We start from the raw sequence: 15,125 nt of genomic DNA on the forward strand, positions 1-15,125 counted from the left end.
CATTGGGTATTGGGTATTGGGCATGGGGCATTGGGTATTGGGTATTGGGCATGGGGCATTGGGCATTGGGCATTGGGCATGGAGAATAGAGGATGAGTCTTTAATACTCGCTGACGAGTCTTTAATACTCGCCGACGAGTCTTTGATACTGGTGAATGAGTCTTTAATACTCGCCGACGAGTCTTTGATACTAGTGAATGAGTCTTTAATACTCGTTGACGAGTCTTTAATACTGGTGAATGAGTCTTTGATACTCGTGAATGAGTGCAACCTCTCCCTTGCTCCCCCACTCCCCAATCCTTAGTACAGGGCGGCAGAAATAAACAACTCATTCAAAATCAACGAAACGCTTACATTGTATTCATTTTGACTTTTGACTTCCGCCTTGCGGTACTAGCCGATACCTTTGACAAGAAAAAAGGCTTCACCGATGGGGCCTAATGCTAAAACTGGGAAGAATGTAAGTGCGCCCAAGATTAAAATTACGCCTGCGGTAACGCCTGTAAATAATCCAGTATCGGTTCGTAATGTCCCAGTTGTGTATGGAACAGCTTGCTTACGAGACATACTATCTGCCAAAAACAGCAAACCTATGATGGGAATATAGCGTCCAGCAATTAAGCTGAAGCAGGTACTTAGATTCCACCACAGGGCAGTTGCAGTGGTTTTTGTGCCTGTCGCAATCGCCAAAGGTGAAGGTTGTGAATCTCCCAAGCCTTCAAAGCCAGAACCGTTGTTAGCAGCAGCTGAAGCGTATTCATAGATGACTTGAGCAAAGCCGTGAAAGCCGGGATTACTAATTCCTGCTAGTTGATCGGGAAATGCTAGGGCGATACCTGCGGGAATCATAATTGCGATCGGGTGAACTAGCAAAATCAAAAAACTAGCAAGTACAACTTCGCGCTTCTCAATCTTGCGTCCCAAAAATTCTGGTGTACGTCCCACCATCAACCCTGTAGCAAACACAGCCAGAATCAGGTAAGCAAACAAATAAGCGGTTCCTGTACCTTGTCCACCCCAAATAATTTGCAAGAACATATTAGAAAGGGTGATAAAACCGCCGTTGGGCATGAAGGAGTCGTGTAAACTGTTGACTGCGCCGCACATAGTACCAGTTGTACTGGTTGCAAATAGTGCAGATTGTGCCCAACCAAACCGAACTTCTTTACCCTCTAAATTCGGTTGCTGACTACCCAGCAGTGCATTCACAGCCGGATTGCCGTTGTATTCACCAATGGCAGTGACGATAATAAATATTACATAGATAACGCCGACCATACCGTAGACTAACCAAGCTTGCTTAGTGTTATTCGCAAACAACCCATAAGTGTAAATTAGGGAAGTCGGAATCGAAAGCATGGCGACAATCTGAATCAAGTTAGAAAATCCGTTGGGATTTTCAAAGGGGTGTGCTGAGTTAATGGCGAAAAAGCCGCCGCCGTTTTCTCCTAATTGCTTGATAATTTCAAAATGGGCAACAGGACCACGAGCGATCGCCTGACTAATATTCGGGTCTTCCAAGGTAGGAAATACAACTGCACCTCCCAGAGTTTCGGGAACGCCAGCTGCCATCAAGACAATGCCGCCCACAATACAAATAGGCAGCAAAATTCGGGTAATTGAGCGAATTAGGTCTACATAAAAGTTGCCTAAGGATCTACCCGTCAATCCTCGAATAAAAGCAATTCCTACCGCCAAACCAGTCGCAGCAGAAGTGAACATGTGATAACCAAGTCCCCACATTTGGCTGCCATAGCTCATGTAGGTTTCACCAGAATAATGTTGTTGGTTAGTATTAGTAATAAAAGAAATAGTAGTATGCAGTGCTGTATCCCAAGTTGGAGCATTTATCCTCGTAGGGTTGAGGGGCAACCATCCCTGATTCATGATAATAAAGAAAATCAGTAACCCCATTACTACGTTACTGTATAGGATTGCCCGCCCATACTGCCAGCCCGTCATATTTTCTTTGCTTTTAACACCAACTAAAGCATAAAGCACTCGCTCAACCGGATTTAAAATTGGGTCAATAAAAGTACTTTGCTCTAGATATACACGAGCCATATAGCGCCCAAAGAAGGGAGTAAGCGCTACTACAATTAGTAGCGTTAATACAACTTGAATCCATCCTTCTAGCATTGGATTAATCGAACTCCAATATGAATAAACTTCAGATAAATATCAGATATTCTCTGCAATAAATCAGAAAAAATAATCAAGTATATAGGCATTATTATTAGCTAACCTCTAACTATGTGCTTCTTCAATAATCATGGAGCTTTTTATTAAATAACACAAGGTATAAATTAATATTTAAACTAACCTATACAAGGAATATATTTGTCTATATATATAAGTTTTCCGAGCGTTTATATCGAGATATATCTGCCAATATAGAAGGACAGCTAAATGCTAAACAAATAGCTATTTTGCGCTCAAATGGAAACATCTCACAAGCCAAGCCGGCGAAGGCAGTTGTAATATTATCTGTAAAAGTTTAAAATCAAAGCGCCTTTTGTCAATCAGTTAAAATACTTAAAATGTTCCTACTAAAGTGGAGGAAGTGACCAACGTTCACCTCCTCCAACCTTTTTAATTATTAATAGCCTGCATCTAATTAATTTTCAAAAAGATTTACCTCCCGTTGAAGCTCTATCTTGTTGAAAGTGCTTATTGCAAAATCCTCATAAGCTAAAATACATCTAATTTGCATATTAAAATTTTCTTAATATCTTGTGGGGTGAGCCGAAAAGCCCGCCCTGGTTATGCAACTTCAATGCCGATTAGCTTATTCTATGTGGTAAATAGAAAACGCCAAATTTAAACAAACTAAAAAAGGATTAGTCAGCCTTAAGTTTCACCCCTTGGAAGCTGTATTCAAAAACTCCATAGGGAAGCGGTTTAGTCTTTTGATCCAGTGGATTTTTATTTAAATCATAGTAACTATACTTGTAGGTTCCATTCACTGTGAAAGTTTGTGGATTGAACCTCAAGTGATATTCAGCAACCGCAATATTGCCTAGTAATGACCCTGATGGGAAATTGAAATCAAGTGCCTTGGCAACAATCTCGTTATTTCCAGTACACTTCCAGCTACCTTGTGAAGGACCAAAGGGTTGGTCATCTGGGTTGGATGAACCCGGAACACCATTAGCGTTAGAGTCATTGGCAATAAGATTACCATCTGCGGTAAAAGTTATAATTTCGCGGTATGACGAGGGTTGACTAGAAGTTGAATTTGCTTGGGTAAGTGTCGCAAGGTATGTGCCAACGACCGTTCGGCGACATAGGTTTTCCGAATAATCGTTAGCATCTGCCTTGTGCGGATTTATGAAGACCGGAATGGTCAATGCCAACAGATTGCTAATCATAAAACTGGCAATAGCTCTGCTTTTTTTCATCACAAAACCTCCTGTAAGAGTAACTTATTTCAACAAACTAAAAAAGAATTAGTCAGCCTTAAGTTTCACCCCTTGGAAGCTGTATTCAAAAACTCCATAGGGAAGCGGTTTAGTCTTTTGATCCAGTGGACTTTTATTTAAATCATAGTAACTATACTTGTAGGTTCCATTCACTGTTCGAGTTTGTGGATTGAACTTCAAGTGATATTCAGTAACCGCAATATTGCCTGGTAACGACCCTGATGGGAAACTGAAATTAAGTGTCTTGCCAACAATCTCGTTATTTCCAGTACACTTCCAGCTACCTTGTGAAGGACCAAAGGGTTGGTCATCTGGGTTGGATGAACCCGGAACACCATTAGCGTTAGAGTCATTGGCAATAAGATTACCATCTGCGATAAAAGTTGTAATTTCGCGGTATGACGAGGGTTGACTAGAAGTTGAATTTGTTTGGGTAAGTGTCGCAAGGTATGTGCCAACGACCGTTCGGCGACATAGATTTTCTAAATAATCGTTAGCATCTGCCTTGTGCGGATTTATGAAGACCGGAATGGTCAGTGCCAACAGACTGCTAATCATAAAACTGGCAATAGCTCTGCTTTTTTTCATCACAAAACCTCCTGTAAGAGTTAGTAGAGAAAGTTGGAACAATATTCAAGAATAGGATTCAAATCAAACAATAAATAGGATGTGCTTATTCTGAAAAATTCTAGTCAATCCCCATGCAAAAACTAGCTCTTTTCTATTCAAAAGAACACAATTCCTATTTAAGTTGCGATCGCCAATCAAGCTTGGTAAAACTACCGATTAGCTCGGCGCTAAAACTGTCATATTTAATGGCGATCGCAATTAAGTTTCAGTACTGACTTTTAAATCATATACATATATGAATAACATACAAACAACATATTTGATAAATTTTGATGAAGAAGGGAACAAAGGTGTATATGTACCAGGGCAAACTCCAGATAGTCAATAAGCCCAACTTGTACTCCTTTGGAGAACCCGCTATGAAAGCAACTGCCGTTCAGGAGCCTAATTCATAATTCATAACTGATTTTGGCGATAGATTCCAAATGCTGAAGTGTAGGCATGTAAGAAGGTTCTGCCACCAACAGGGCCAATTTCACTGCCACAGAAAAAGCCGCCGTTTTCTCCTAATTGCTTGATAATTTCAAAATGAGCAACAGGAACTTCACTAATTAAATAACCAACAATTTCTGCTTCCTGTTGGTCATATCCAAGTTTCATATATATTTTAGTTGCTGTTTCTGCCAATTTAGCAAATTTTTCAGCATCATGTAGCCAATATATTTTTGTTTGTAGTTCTCCTAAAGTAGAAGCTAGAGTATTATTCATCAATGTTGGCTTGAAATATGCTTTCGATTATCTAACTTAAAATTCAACACTAAAATATAGTCTTTTAAGCATCTGAACTCAACTCGATGCAAAATTAGAAAATTAAGATTACCTAGTGCTACTCTAATGTACTGAACCATGCTTCTAAATCTGCAATCCCCTGAAAATCTAACAAGGCTTCACCGAGATTTTCTAATTGTTCTAGAGAGAGGGTTTCAATGTGCGATCGCACCTCTTGGGGTAATTCTCCCACCCGACGAGTGAGTTGACGGAGAATGAGCGATCGTTCTCGTTGTTCTCCTCGTTGTTCTCCTCGTTGTTCTCCTCGTTGTTCTCCTCGTTGTTCTCCTTCTCTTAAAATTTCTTGATAAATTACTGACTCGCGCATCATACCCTCCCGAAATAATTGTCGAATCAAGTCTTTTCTGTATTTTAACCCCGCTAAGATTTGAGTGTAAGCCGAAATTTCCGGTCGTTGTCTTGGCTCAAGTTGATTAACTCGTTCCACAACTTGTTGTAACAAGATTTGGGGTTGCGTGGTTGCTGCCAGTGGTGCTAAGGGTAACAAAGCTGGATCATTGAGAAATAGTTCTGGATTTTCCTCCCATAAAGGAATCACACGATATTCGTGACGGGTCGTTTCGACATTGAAGACAGTTTCAATTACCGTTTCCGGTGCAGGAGGAAGTAATAATACAACAACTTGCGTTACTGGGAGACGATACAACCGATATAACCTTACCCAGTAATCTAGCATCCGCAGGGGTAGGGGTGGTGTGGATTCTAGTTTAGTTTGAAATTCCAGGTGTAAAATACGTCCTTGTAGCTGTAAAAATGTGACATAATCAGCGCGAATCGGTTCAATGCTCAATTCAGTTTTGAGGACTTTGACACTTGTTTGTGGTGTACCCAAAACCCAACTGGCAAAGGTAACAGGATGTTTTTCTGAAAGTAGTTTGCACAGGTTATCAAAGGACATTGATGAATTATGAATTATAAATTTCAGGGTTGACACAGTAAGCCAAACGATCGCCTCTCAGTCCCGCAATTAAGTTAGCGATCGCCATTGAAGCCATTTTTGAGCGCGTTTGATGGCTGGCACTGCCAATATGAGGTGCAATAATTAGATTTTCTAAGGTCAACAACAGGCTATCACTGGGAATCGGTTCTGGTTCAGTGACATCTACAGCCGCAGCAGCAATTTGACCACTTGCAAGGGCGCGATACAGAGAATCTGGATCTACAATAGTTCCCCGCGCTGTGTTAATCAAAATAGCCGATCGCTTCATCAACTCAAATTGGCGATCGCTAATCAGATGATAAGTATCATCAGCCGATGGTGTATGCAGTGTCACAAAGTCGGATTCTTGCAGTAAGTGTTCCAACGTAGCAAACTCCACTCCTAAAGATTGTTCTAATTCTGGACTGCATCGTTGCCTACTCATATACAAAATCTGCATTTCAAAACCTTTGGCACGACGAGCGATCGCTTGACCAATGCGCCCAAAACCAACAATTCCCAAGGTAGCACCTGTAACATTCGGCCCTAACAACAAATCTGGTTCCCAAGTCTGCCACAAACCTGCACGAGTAAACCGATCTGCCTCTACTACTCGCCGTGCAGCTGCCATTAGTAATGCCCAGGCAAAATCTGCGGTAGCATCAGTTAACACCCCAGGAGTATGACCGACGGGAATTTGTAGTGCCGTGGCTGCGGCAATGTCAATGTTATCGTAACCCACCGCCATTTGACTGATGACTTTGAGTTTCCCTGACTCAATGAGTTGGCGATCGATTTGGTCAGTCAGCAGACATAGCAAACCATCTATTTCCTTAACTTTTTCTAGTAAAATTTCGTAGGGAGGGGGTTGGCGTTCTGGCCAAACTTCCACAGTGGCGAGCGATCGCAGTTGCTCTAATTCGATAGGTAAGCGACGAGTGACGAAGACTTTATGAAGCATATTAAAATAGTTTCTAGACAAAGGACGCTTCTTGCATCAGTTTCCCCTTAAAATATCATGGCGGAAATTCCAAACCTGATAAAGTTGGTTTTTGTTCTGTGAAAATGAGGCGTGATGTTCCAATCAAGCAGTAGAGACAATCATCATAAACCGTTGGAATTCAAAAGCTTGTCAGAATGTTCTGTCAGAAACTTACTTGATAAAGTAGATATTCTGAGGATTGCTGCAAGCTTGAAACAGGATCAAAAGCAAAAAGGAAAACTGGGCCAATTTTTGACTCCTGCTCCCGTAGCAGAATTAATGGCTGGAATGTTTAGCAAGCTTGATCTTCCTCAAATATCTCTACTTGATGCTGGAGCCGGAGTAGGCTCATTACTTGCAGCTTTTGTGGCTCATCTTTGTCACAGCCAAAAACGCCCAGCCAATTTAAATATTGTTGCCTATGAAATCGACCCTTTTCTGATTGGGTATTTGCATCAGACATTTAAATTGTGTGCTAAAGAATGTCAAATAGCTGGTATCTCTTTTAACTATGAGATCCGACATACGGATTTTATTGAGGATACAGTCAGACTTCTTCAGCCTAGTTTGTTCGATAATCCTGATAATTGCAGGTTTACCCACGCTATTCTCAATCCCCCATATTTAAAAATTAACGCTCATTCCAAAATTCGTGATTTGTTACGTTCTATAGGGTTAGAAACTAGCAATTTATATACAGGTTTTATTGCTAGTACAGTTCAACTTATTGAATCAAGAGGAGAGCTTGTAGCTATCTCGCCGCGTAGTTTCTGTAATGGGCCATATTTTAGAGACTTCCGCAGAATGTTTTTGGAAATAATGGCTTTAGACCAGATACATCTTTTTGAATCCCGACAGCAAGCTTTTATTGATGATGAAGTTTTGCAGGAAACGATTATTATTCATGCGCTTACAAAATGGATAGAGATTCTGAAACGGAATAAACTATTTTTAATTATTGATAATCTGTGCAAAAAGAAGCGTTAAGGCGATATCGGTATCCACAATATAGATCCAACAGTTCAGGCAAAGCGTAGTAAAGTTAAAGTAAGAAATCTCAAGGTGCGTGTAGGTAATGAAAACCTAACGACTATAAACTTAACAGCATATACAGCAGTAACGTCGATCGCTCCCAAAGCAAAATTGTCGCCATGACTAACTCAACTCCAATGGATGACGATAAAAATCTCCCCAAGAAGAAAGGCAAGTCGCTTCCTCCCAAGCTGATTATCTGGCTGGGAAAGTTTGTCTGGACGAGTATGTGGCAAATAATGATGTCAAACCTTGCTCCTCGCAATCAGTCGGGAGCATATATTCGTCCTAATAGCCAGTTTCGCAAGTTCATCGGCACAGACGAAGGGAATCCACACCCACCAGCAGATGGGCGCTACAAACTTTATGTTGGGCTGGGCTGTCCTTGGGCACATCGAACCTTGGTTGTGCGATCGCTCAAAAAACTTGAAGCAGTAATATCAGTATGTGTCGTCTCTCCTTCTCCCATTGAAGGCGGTTGGATATTTAACCAAGAAGAAGAAGGTTGTCACACATTGGCTGAATTTTATCAGAAGGCAGAACCTGGTTACAGTGGACGCTCTACAGTACCAGTACTATGGGATAACCAAACAAAAACTATCGTCAATAATGAGAGTTCAGAGATTATCGTCATGCTGAACTCTGAGTTTAACGAGTTCGCCAACAATTCGACGCTAAATCTTTACCCAGAAGAACTTAAGGAAAAAATTGACTGGTGGAATGAAAAGATTTATCACGCCGTAAATAACGGTGTGTATCGCTGTGGCTTTGCCCAAAGTCAGGAAGCATACAATCAAGCCTGTAATGAACTGTTCGCAACTCTCGATGAGATTGAACTTGCATTGCAGACTAATCGCTATCTCTGCGGTGAACATCTGACACTTGCAGATGTGCGTTTATTCACAACATTATTTCGATTTGATAGTGCCTATTATGGGCTGTTTAAATGCAATCGGCAGCGAATTCGAGACTATGAGAATCTCGGAGCTTATTTACGCGATTTGTATCAGCTTCCGGGTGTAGCTGACACTTGCGACGTAGAAAGCGTGAAGCGCGACTACTACGGAAACCTATTTCCACTCAACCCTGGCGGAATTATCCCTAATGGTCCTGATATGTCCTATCTTAATCAACCACACGATCGCGATCGCATCGGTAAGGTGAATGCTTCATGAATCAGATTAATCGGGTTGCAATTGTCGGTGGAACTCATGGCAATGAGTTTACAGGAGCCTACCTAATCCAGAAATTTGCCCAGTTTCCCGATTTAATTACTAAATCAAGTTTTGAGACAGTCACTCTGTTAGCAAATCCCAATGCTTTTGCCGCCGGAAGACGATATGTAGAGAAAGATTTAAATCGCTGTTTTCTCAAGCAAGATTTACAAGATCCGACGCTGAAAAGTTATGAAGAATTGCAAGCTAAATTAATCCAGGATATCCTAGCATCAAACGGAGATAAACAAGCAGATTTCATCTTAGACTTGCACAGTAGTACAGCTAACATGGGTCTGACAATTATTTTGGTAAACAGTCATCCTTTAAACTTGAAATTGACTGCTTATCTGAGCCAGATTAATCCTCTGGTTAGAGTTTATCGCTGCTCTTTTAAATCAATTGCAGAAAACCCATTTGTAAATTCTTTGTGCGAATTAGGCTTTGCCATCGAGGTTGGCCCAATTGCCCAAGGTATCTTAAAAGCAAGGCTATTCCAACAAACAGAGGAACTTGTTCATGCCCTTCTAGACTACCTAGAACAGTTGAACCAGGGTAAAATTCCATCAAATAATCAAACGTTGATTCTCTATGACCATTTATCAGTTGTAGACTATCCAAAAAAACCGGATGGTACAATCTTTGGAATGATTCATCCAGAGCTTCAGGATAAGGATTATCAAGCGTTGAATCCAGGAGATCCACTTTTTATAACTTTTGACAATAAAACAATTGTTTATGAAGGTGCATCTACTGTTTGGCCAATTTTTATTAATGAGGCAGCTTACTACGAAAAGGGAATTGCAATGTGTTTGACCCAAAGGCAGCAAATCAGCATCTAAGATATGGATAAAAATTTTTGTATAATTGCTTTTAATTGGAAGTGATAATAGAAATTGAGCATCCAAATCATTAATAACTTCTAGATCTAGCGTGAACGCTAAAACCTACTTATGTAAGTTTATTGAAAGCGATGAGAAACTCCATCCCGCAAGTGGCGTGGATGAGGTTGTTCCCCCGTCGCTTGGGCCAAACAGGGCATTGGGCATTGGTAACTTCTTCCCCAGGCCCCATTCTTCATGCCCAAAAACTCCATCCCGCAAGTGGCGTGGAGTTTTTTATTTTGAGAATCAGGAGCCGCAAATACTCTAGCTTGAGGTTTCCCTTAAAGTCGTACCATTTCACGAAATACTTGATATAAATGATTTGTCTCTAACTCTTTCCCCCTGCTCCCTGCTGCCTATTTGTATCAACCTGAAAGTGAAATGGTATCAGTCCTGGTCGAACTATGGAACTTGACCAATAAAGTCCAAACCTTAGACTATAATTGACGCTTAAAATTGTCCAAATAATTTAACTCATAATGAAAACAAAGCAAAAAAGAAACAAACCAATAGCCAGTCTTTCTTTAGATTTAGATAATATTTGGTCTTATTTAAAAAATCAGGGCGCTCCGGGTTGGGAGACTTATCCTTCTTACCTGGATATCGCAGTACCTCGTTTCTTAGATATTCTCAAGCAATGGGATTTGAGAATCACAGTATTCATTGTCGGTCAGGATGCAGCGCTAGAAAAGAATACTAAGGCAATACAAGCGATCGCTAGCGCAGGTCACGAAATTGGCAATCATTCATTTTATCACGATCCTTGGCTACATCTGTATTCAGAAAATGAGATTGAAGAAGAGGTGGCACTTGCCGAAGAACATATCAAGCGCATCACTCATCAACATCCTATTGGCTTTCGGGGGCCAGGATACAGTTTTTCTCCAGCAGTATTGAAAGTCTTAGCACGACGTGGATACGAATATGATGCTTCGACTTTTCCCACATTTTTGGGGCCTATAGCACGAGCATATTATTTAATAACTTGTAAATTGAGCAAGGAAGAACGTAAAAAACGAGAAGCGCTGTTTGGCAGTTTTAAAGAGGGTTTGCAGCCTCTAAAACCTTACCAGTGGAAACTAGATAAGGATAAGTTGACTGAGATTCCCGTTACTACCATGCCAATTTTTAAAGTGCCAATTCACTTCAGTTACATAATGTTTCTAAGTACATTTTCTTCGGAAGTGGCGTTACTGTACCTGCGAATTGCCCTGTGGCTGTGTAAAGTTACACGCGTCCAGCCTTCTTTGCTACTTCATCCTACAGACTTTGTAAGTCTAGAAGATGTATCAGAACTCTCATTCTTCCCAGGTATGAGTGTTCCTACCTACAAAAAGTTGGCAATAGTGAACAAAAGTTTAGAAATTATATCTAATCAGTTTAATGTTTTGACTGTTGGACAACACGCTAAATTTGCAGTTAATGGCCGTAAACTGCCTGTATTAGTGCCTCAAAAGAGGTAAAAATATCATCTATGCGATTGTATTAAAAGAATTCAGAACTCAGGAGTCAGAATTCAGTTGTCGTAGGGGTACAGCATTGCTCATTGGTGTCAACTTAAGCTAAAAGCCTAGAACTAGCTTTTAGCTTAAGTTGCAATTAGTATTGCTGTGCCCCTACCACATGGTATATTTACCTGAAAATAGGATCTAAACTTGCACAACAAAATCTGATGCACTCAGAGTTGGCACACCAGTCAAAGTTGCAAATAGACCACCACTACCAAAACCAGCCGCACTGCCATCTGGGTTGTAAAATAACTGTCCACTCACAGCGTCGTAAATAATTTTCGCTGTGCTGGTTTCCCCATTAAAAATGATTTGAAAATCACTCTTGTTACTAAAACCTGTTCCAGCAGTTGAAGCGATGCCTACGGCAACCCGAAGCGGGAACGCACTAAAAGTAGTTTTATCTAGGACAATCTTATCACCTTGGGAACTGTTAAAGTCACTAATGGCATCTACACCAACAGCAGTCAGGCCAAAGGCTGCATCGGTGTTCTAAACGAAACAGTCAGCGCCAGCACCGCCAACGAGAGTATCATTGCCAGCACCGCCTCGCAATAGATCGTTGCCACTCAAGCCATAGATAATATCATTACCCCCTTGAGCATTAATCACATCGTTGGAGTTTTCAAAACCTGTGATGCTGTTATTCAGGTCATTGAGAAATGTGACTGTATTTTTGTTAAACAGGCTAGTTTGAGTAGAGTTGGCATCGAAGACATCAAAGCTGTCAGCAATGTTGATTTGCCCATCAAACTCTATATTGCCAATCGCAGGTGTTGCTCCAGAAGCAGGCAGATTATCGAGGGTTTCTAATTTGAAGTTTTGCAGAGTGACTTTGGTATTAGCAACATTTTCAAAGGTAACTTCTAAGTTGTTAGCATTTTGAGTTAATTGCAGATTTTGGGCAGTTAAACCCGAACCAATAAATTGTAAGGTGTCCAAAAAGGCGGTTGCTGCTGCCGACGGCTTTGTGCCTTTACCAGCACTATTAAAAACTGCAAATTGACCGTTACTTCTGCAACCAGATAGGCTTTGGGTTTGTATAATAATTGCTTATTAATTAATTTGTACAGTGCGTCAGTTAAAGCACAGTGAACTTCTCAGGAGTTTTACTGAACCAGTATAACAATAAATACTACTAAGATATACATAAATATTGTCAGGATGCTGAATATGTCAGATATGCCGCTTCAGTGCAAAAATTTGAAAGAGCAGGTTGAGTTGATATTACAACTTTTACAACAAGAACCAACGCTACGTTCCCAAGATATTACACCTGTACGAACTTCTTTAAGTAAGGCGATTTCTCCCAAGTTTGAAATTGTATTTGCAGGTGCGTTTAGTGCCGGAAAATCAATGCTAATTAATGCACTATTAGAAAGGGAATTACTCTACAGTGCAGAGGGACACGCTACAGGTACAGAATGCAAAATCGAGTATGCAGAAGTAGATCAAGAACGTGTTGTTTTGACATTTTTAAGTGAAGCAGAAATTCGAGAACAAGCAGTTTCTTTGTGTCAGCAACTAGGATTTCAGACAGTACCTAATATTAACCAAGCTGAAGTAATTAACTTGCTACGTCAAGGTTCTGAAGCGATTATTCAGCAGGAGGGTGGTGAGAGTAAATCAGAACGTGCAAAACAGGCGAAGGCGTTAATGTTGTTGCTAGAAGGATATATAGCAAATAGCGATCGCATCAACACGGTGATGAATGCTACATATTCAATGGAGCAATTTAACTTTTCTAATCTCAAGGAAGCTGCTGAATATGCCCGTCGTGGTAGTAATAGTGCAGTCTTGAAGCGAATAGAATATTACTTTAATCATCCTCTGCTACAAGATGGTAATGTAATTATTGACACGCCGGGTATAGATGCGCCAGTAGAGAAAGATGCTCAACTAACTTATGCCAAAATTCGACATCCTGATACTTCGGCGGTGGTGTGTGTACTAAAACCTGCTGCGGCGGGTGAGATGACAAAAGAAGAAACAGAACTTTTGGAATTAATGCGGGAGAATGGGGGAGTACGCGATCGCGTTTTCTATGTCTTCAACCGAATCGATGAAACTTGGTATAATACTCAGCTACGGCAACGATTAGACGATTTAATTAGTGGGCAATTTGCCAATTCAAGCAAGGTTTATAAAACGAGTGGATTATTAGGATTTTATGGCAGTCAGATTAAACAGACAAGTCAACAAGATAGATTTGGTTTAAATTCTGTTTTTGCAGAAAGTATTAAAGGTTTAGATGATAAAGAAGAAACACCACAATTTGTCTATGCTTTTAACAACTACTGTGTCAACTCAGGAAAGCTGTCTTCCAGTAAATTCCGTGTTTCTGTTAACGGCTATGAAACTCCAAATCAAAATTATGTGCGGATTTTGGGAGATTGGGGAAATGAACTGATAGAAAAGCTAATTCAAGATAGTGGTACCGAAGAATTTCGCACAGCTATTACTCGCTATCTTACAGAAGAAAAACGTCCACAATTATTTAAAAATCTTGCTAATGATTTGGAAGATATTTGTATTAACCTGAAAATACATTATCAGAGCGTCCAACGTAATTTAGATAGTCAGCCCCAAGAAATTGAGACTATGAAGGCGCAAGAGTTGCAACATCTAAATCAGCAACTACAGCAAATTGGGAGAGAATTTAGGGAGCATATTACAGAAGAAGTTAACCATATAATCAATAATTCCTGTGATGCTTTTGAAGTAGATTTTAAGCAATTGCAATCACGAATGATTCGCCGTCTAGATGAATTGCTAGATACTTTTTCTGTAGCTTATGCTTATCGACGTGCAACCATCAGCCATCCTCGCAACGCTACTGCACCTTTAATTGCTATTTTAGTAGAGGCATTTTATTACTTAGCAAATCAATTAGAAGATATTTTGGTTGAATCTTCTCAGCAAATAGTTGCGAATTATTTCCAGCGGTTGATTGAAAAGATTCGTAAGTCAGAATATTATCACCAATTATATCGTTTATTAGATAATGATGGTGGAATTGAACAAGAAATCAGAACTGTAGAAAAAGTAGTTACTCAAGCATTAGTGAGTGCAGCTAGTGTAGAGTGCGATCGCTTTGTGCGAGAAAGTCCGAGATTTTATGATGAAGGCACTTTTTCTATATATCAATTTCGCCAGACTTTATTACAAACTTCTCAAGGTTACGACGCTGAAAGTATCGTGGAAGCAGAGCCAGCAATTAGGCAATTATTGAAGTTAGATTTTGAACCAAAAGTTTCTCACACTATTCGTAAATCTTTTCGTCAAACTATTAATCAAACATTGAAAACTCAATTAATACCAATGGCAAACCAGCAAGCAGATGAGATTTTGCAGCAATACCCACAGGCGCGTGCTTATTTAGAAAAAACATTAGAACAAGAAGTTGAAGAAAAAATTGCGAATAATCGCCGATTGTTGAATGTTATTGAAGAAAATATTTCAAGATATAATTCAGCAACTTATAGTATCAATAGTTGTTTCCAAGCAATGCAATTATCTGACCATCTTTTGCCTGTAATTGGTAATACAGATATATGTACTACCCATGATTTATTAAATACTAATGGCAAATTTGCTAGTAATGGATTTGTCAACTCAGATGGATAGTTGCTAAGGTCGCAAAGATTTAGTAGAGTTGTCGGGAAATAAAAGATAAGTGAGGCAATGCTGGTCTTGTAATTGGGATTTTCTTAAGCAGCCATCAAGTAGAAGTTCCATAATCCTG

At 40.1% G+C, this 15,125-nt stretch carries 12 protein-coding genes and 1 pseudogene; 6 read left to right on the forward strand and 7 right to left on the reverse strand.

Annotated features, from left to right (window positions below; genetic code table 11):
• Positions 1-22 precede the first annotated feature (22 nt).
• The gene (locus tag V7K56_RS08430) at positions 23-304 is read left to right on the forward strand and encodes a hypothetical protein (RefSeq protein ID WP_334909426.1); all 282 of its coding nucleotides are present in this window, start codon (positions 23-25) and stop codon (positions 302-304) included.
• An 89-nt stretch (positions 305-393) separates the two neighbouring features.
• Here the strand turns inward: V7K56_RS08430 and kdpA are convergent, their stop codons facing one another.
• The 6 genes from kdpA to V7K56_RS08460 all read right to left on the reverse strand — a co-directional run bounded on the left by kdpA (position 394) and on the right by V7K56_RS08460 (position 6,721).
• Complete coding sequence (gene kdpA, locus V7K56_RS08435) at positions 394-2,139, reverse strand: potassium-transporting ATPase subunit KdpA (RefSeq protein ID WP_334909427.1); 1,746 nt, start codon at positions 2,137-2,139, stop codon at positions 394-396.
• A 701-nt stretch (positions 2,140-2,840) separates the two neighbouring features.
• The gene (locus V7K56_RS08440; protein WP_334909429.1) at positions 2,841-3,401 is read right to left on the reverse strand and encodes a hypothetical protein; all 561 of its coding nucleotides are present in this window, start codon (positions 3,399-3,401) and stop codon (positions 2,841-2,843) included.
• Positions 3,402-3,449: 48 nt separating this feature from the next.
• Complete coding sequence (locus V7K56_RS08445) at positions 3,450-4,010, reverse strand: hypothetical protein (protein ID WP_334909431.1); 561 nt, start codon at positions 4,008-4,010, stop codon at positions 3,450-3,452.
• 438 nt (positions 4,011-4,448) lie between these two features.
• Positions 4,449-4,760, reverse strand: coding sequence for a hypothetical protein (locus V7K56_RS08450; protein ID WP_334909450.1), 312 nt, complete (start codon positions 4,758-4,760; stop codon positions 4,449-4,451).
• Between the two features lie 118 nt (positions 4,761-4,878).
• Positions 4,879-5,739: an Rpn family recombination-promoting nuclease/putative transposase gene (locus V7K56_RS08455; protein ID WP_334909433.1), complete on the reverse strand. Its 861-nt coding sequence runs from the start codon at positions 5,737-5,739 to the stop codon at positions 4,879-4,881.
• 7 nt (positions 5,740-5,746) lie between these two features.
• Complete coding sequence (locus V7K56_RS08460; RefSeq protein ID WP_334909435.1) at positions 5,747-6,721, reverse strand: 2-hydroxyacid dehydrogenase; 975 nt, start codon at positions 6,719-6,721, stop codon at positions 5,747-5,749.
• Positions 6,722-6,835: 114 nt separating this feature from the next.
• Here V7K56_RS08460 and V7K56_RS08465 point away from each other — a divergent pair, with 114 nt between their 5' ends.
• From V7K56_RS08465 to V7K56_RS08480, 4 genes are all read left to right on the forward strand, one after another.
• Entirely contained in the window at positions 6,836-7,729 is an 894-nt protein-coding gene (locus V7K56_RS08465) for an Eco57I restriction-modification methylase domain-containing protein (protein WP_334909448.1), read from the forward strand.
• Between the two features lie 164 nt (positions 7,730-7,893).
• Positions 7,894-8,949, forward strand: coding sequence for a glutathione S-transferase family protein (locus tag V7K56_RS08470; protein WP_334909437.1), 1,056 nt, complete (start codon positions 7,894-7,896; stop codon positions 8,947-8,949).
• Entirely contained in the window at positions 8,946-9,830 is an 885-nt protein-coding gene (locus tag V7K56_RS08475) for an aspartoacylase (protein ID WP_334909439.1), read from the forward strand. Before V7K56_RS08470 ends, V7K56_RS08475 begins: the two co-directional genes overlap by 4 nt.
• Before the next feature lie 521 nt (positions 9,831-10,351).
• Entirely contained in the window at positions 10,352-11,335 is a 984-nt protein-coding gene (locus V7K56_RS08480) for a polysaccharide deacetylase family protein (protein WP_334909441.1), read from the forward strand.
• A 186-nt stretch (positions 11,336-11,521) separates the two neighbouring features.
• Here the strand turns inward: V7K56_RS08480 and V7K56_RS08485 are convergent.
• Positions 11,522-12,373: pseudogene (locus tag V7K56_RS08485) on the reverse strand (hypothetical protein); the annotation flags it as partial.
• Between the two features lie 180 nt (positions 12,374-12,553).
• Here V7K56_RS08485 and V7K56_RS08490 point away from each other — a divergent pair.
• Positions 12,554-15,007, forward strand: a complete 2,454-nt coding sequence (locus tag V7K56_RS08490) for a dynamin-like GTPase family protein (protein ID WP_334909442.1) — start codon at positions 12,554-12,556, stop codon at positions 15,005-15,007.
• The last annotated feature ends 118 nt before the right edge of the window (positions 15,008-15,125 follow it).

Source organism: Nostoc sp., assembly GCF_036917535.1.
Lineage (GTDB): Bacteria > Cyanobacteriota > Cyanobacteriia > Cyanobacteriales > Nostocaceae > Nostoc.

Coding starts and splice junctions, on each gene's coding strand:
- V7K56_RS08460 (WP_334909435.1), bottom strand. CDS start 6,721: ATGCTTCATAAAGTCTTCGTCACTCGTCGCTTACCTATCGAATTAGAG.
- V7K56_RS08490 (WP_334909442.1), top strand. CDS start 12,554: ATGTCAGATATGCCGCTTCAGTGCAAAAATTTGAAAGAGCAGGTTGAG.
- V7K56_RS08470 (WP_334909437.1), top strand. CDS start 7,894: ATGACTAACTCAACTCCAATGGATGACGATAAAAATCTCCCCAAGAAG.
- V7K56_RS08475 (WP_334909439.1), top strand. CDS start 8,946: ATGAATCAGATTAATCGGGTTGCAATTGTCGGTGGAACTCATGGCAAT.
- V7K56_RS08430 (WP_334909426.1), top strand. CDS start 23: ATGGGGCATTGGGTATTGGGTATTGGGCATGGGGCATTGGGCATTGGG.
- V7K56_RS08445 (WP_334909431.1), bottom strand. CDS start 4,010: ATGAAAAAAAGCAGAGCTATTGCCAGTTTTATGATTAGCAGTCTGTTG.
- V7K56_RS08450 (WP_334909450.1), bottom strand. CDS start 4,760: ATGAATAATACTCTAGCTTCTACTTTAGGAGAACTACAAACAAAAATA.
- V7K56_RS08455 (WP_334909433.1), bottom strand. CDS start 5,739: ATGTCCTTTGATAACCTGTGCAAACTACTTTCAGAAAAACATCCTGTT.
- V7K56_RS08480 (WP_334909441.1), top strand. CDS start 10,352: ATGAAAACAAAGCAAAAAAGAAACAAACCAATAGCCAGTCTTTCTTTA.
- V7K56_RS08440 (WP_334909429.1), bottom strand. CDS start 3,401: ATGAAAAAAAGCAGAGCTATTGCCAGTTTTATGATTAGCAATCTGTTG.
- kdpA (WP_334909427.1), bottom strand. CDS start 2,139: ATGCTAGAAGGATGGATTCAAGTTGTATTAACGCTACTAATTGTAGTA.
- V7K56_RS08465 (WP_334909448.1), top strand. CDS start 6,836: ATGTTCCAATCAAGCAGTAGAGACAATCATCATAAACCGTTGGAATTC.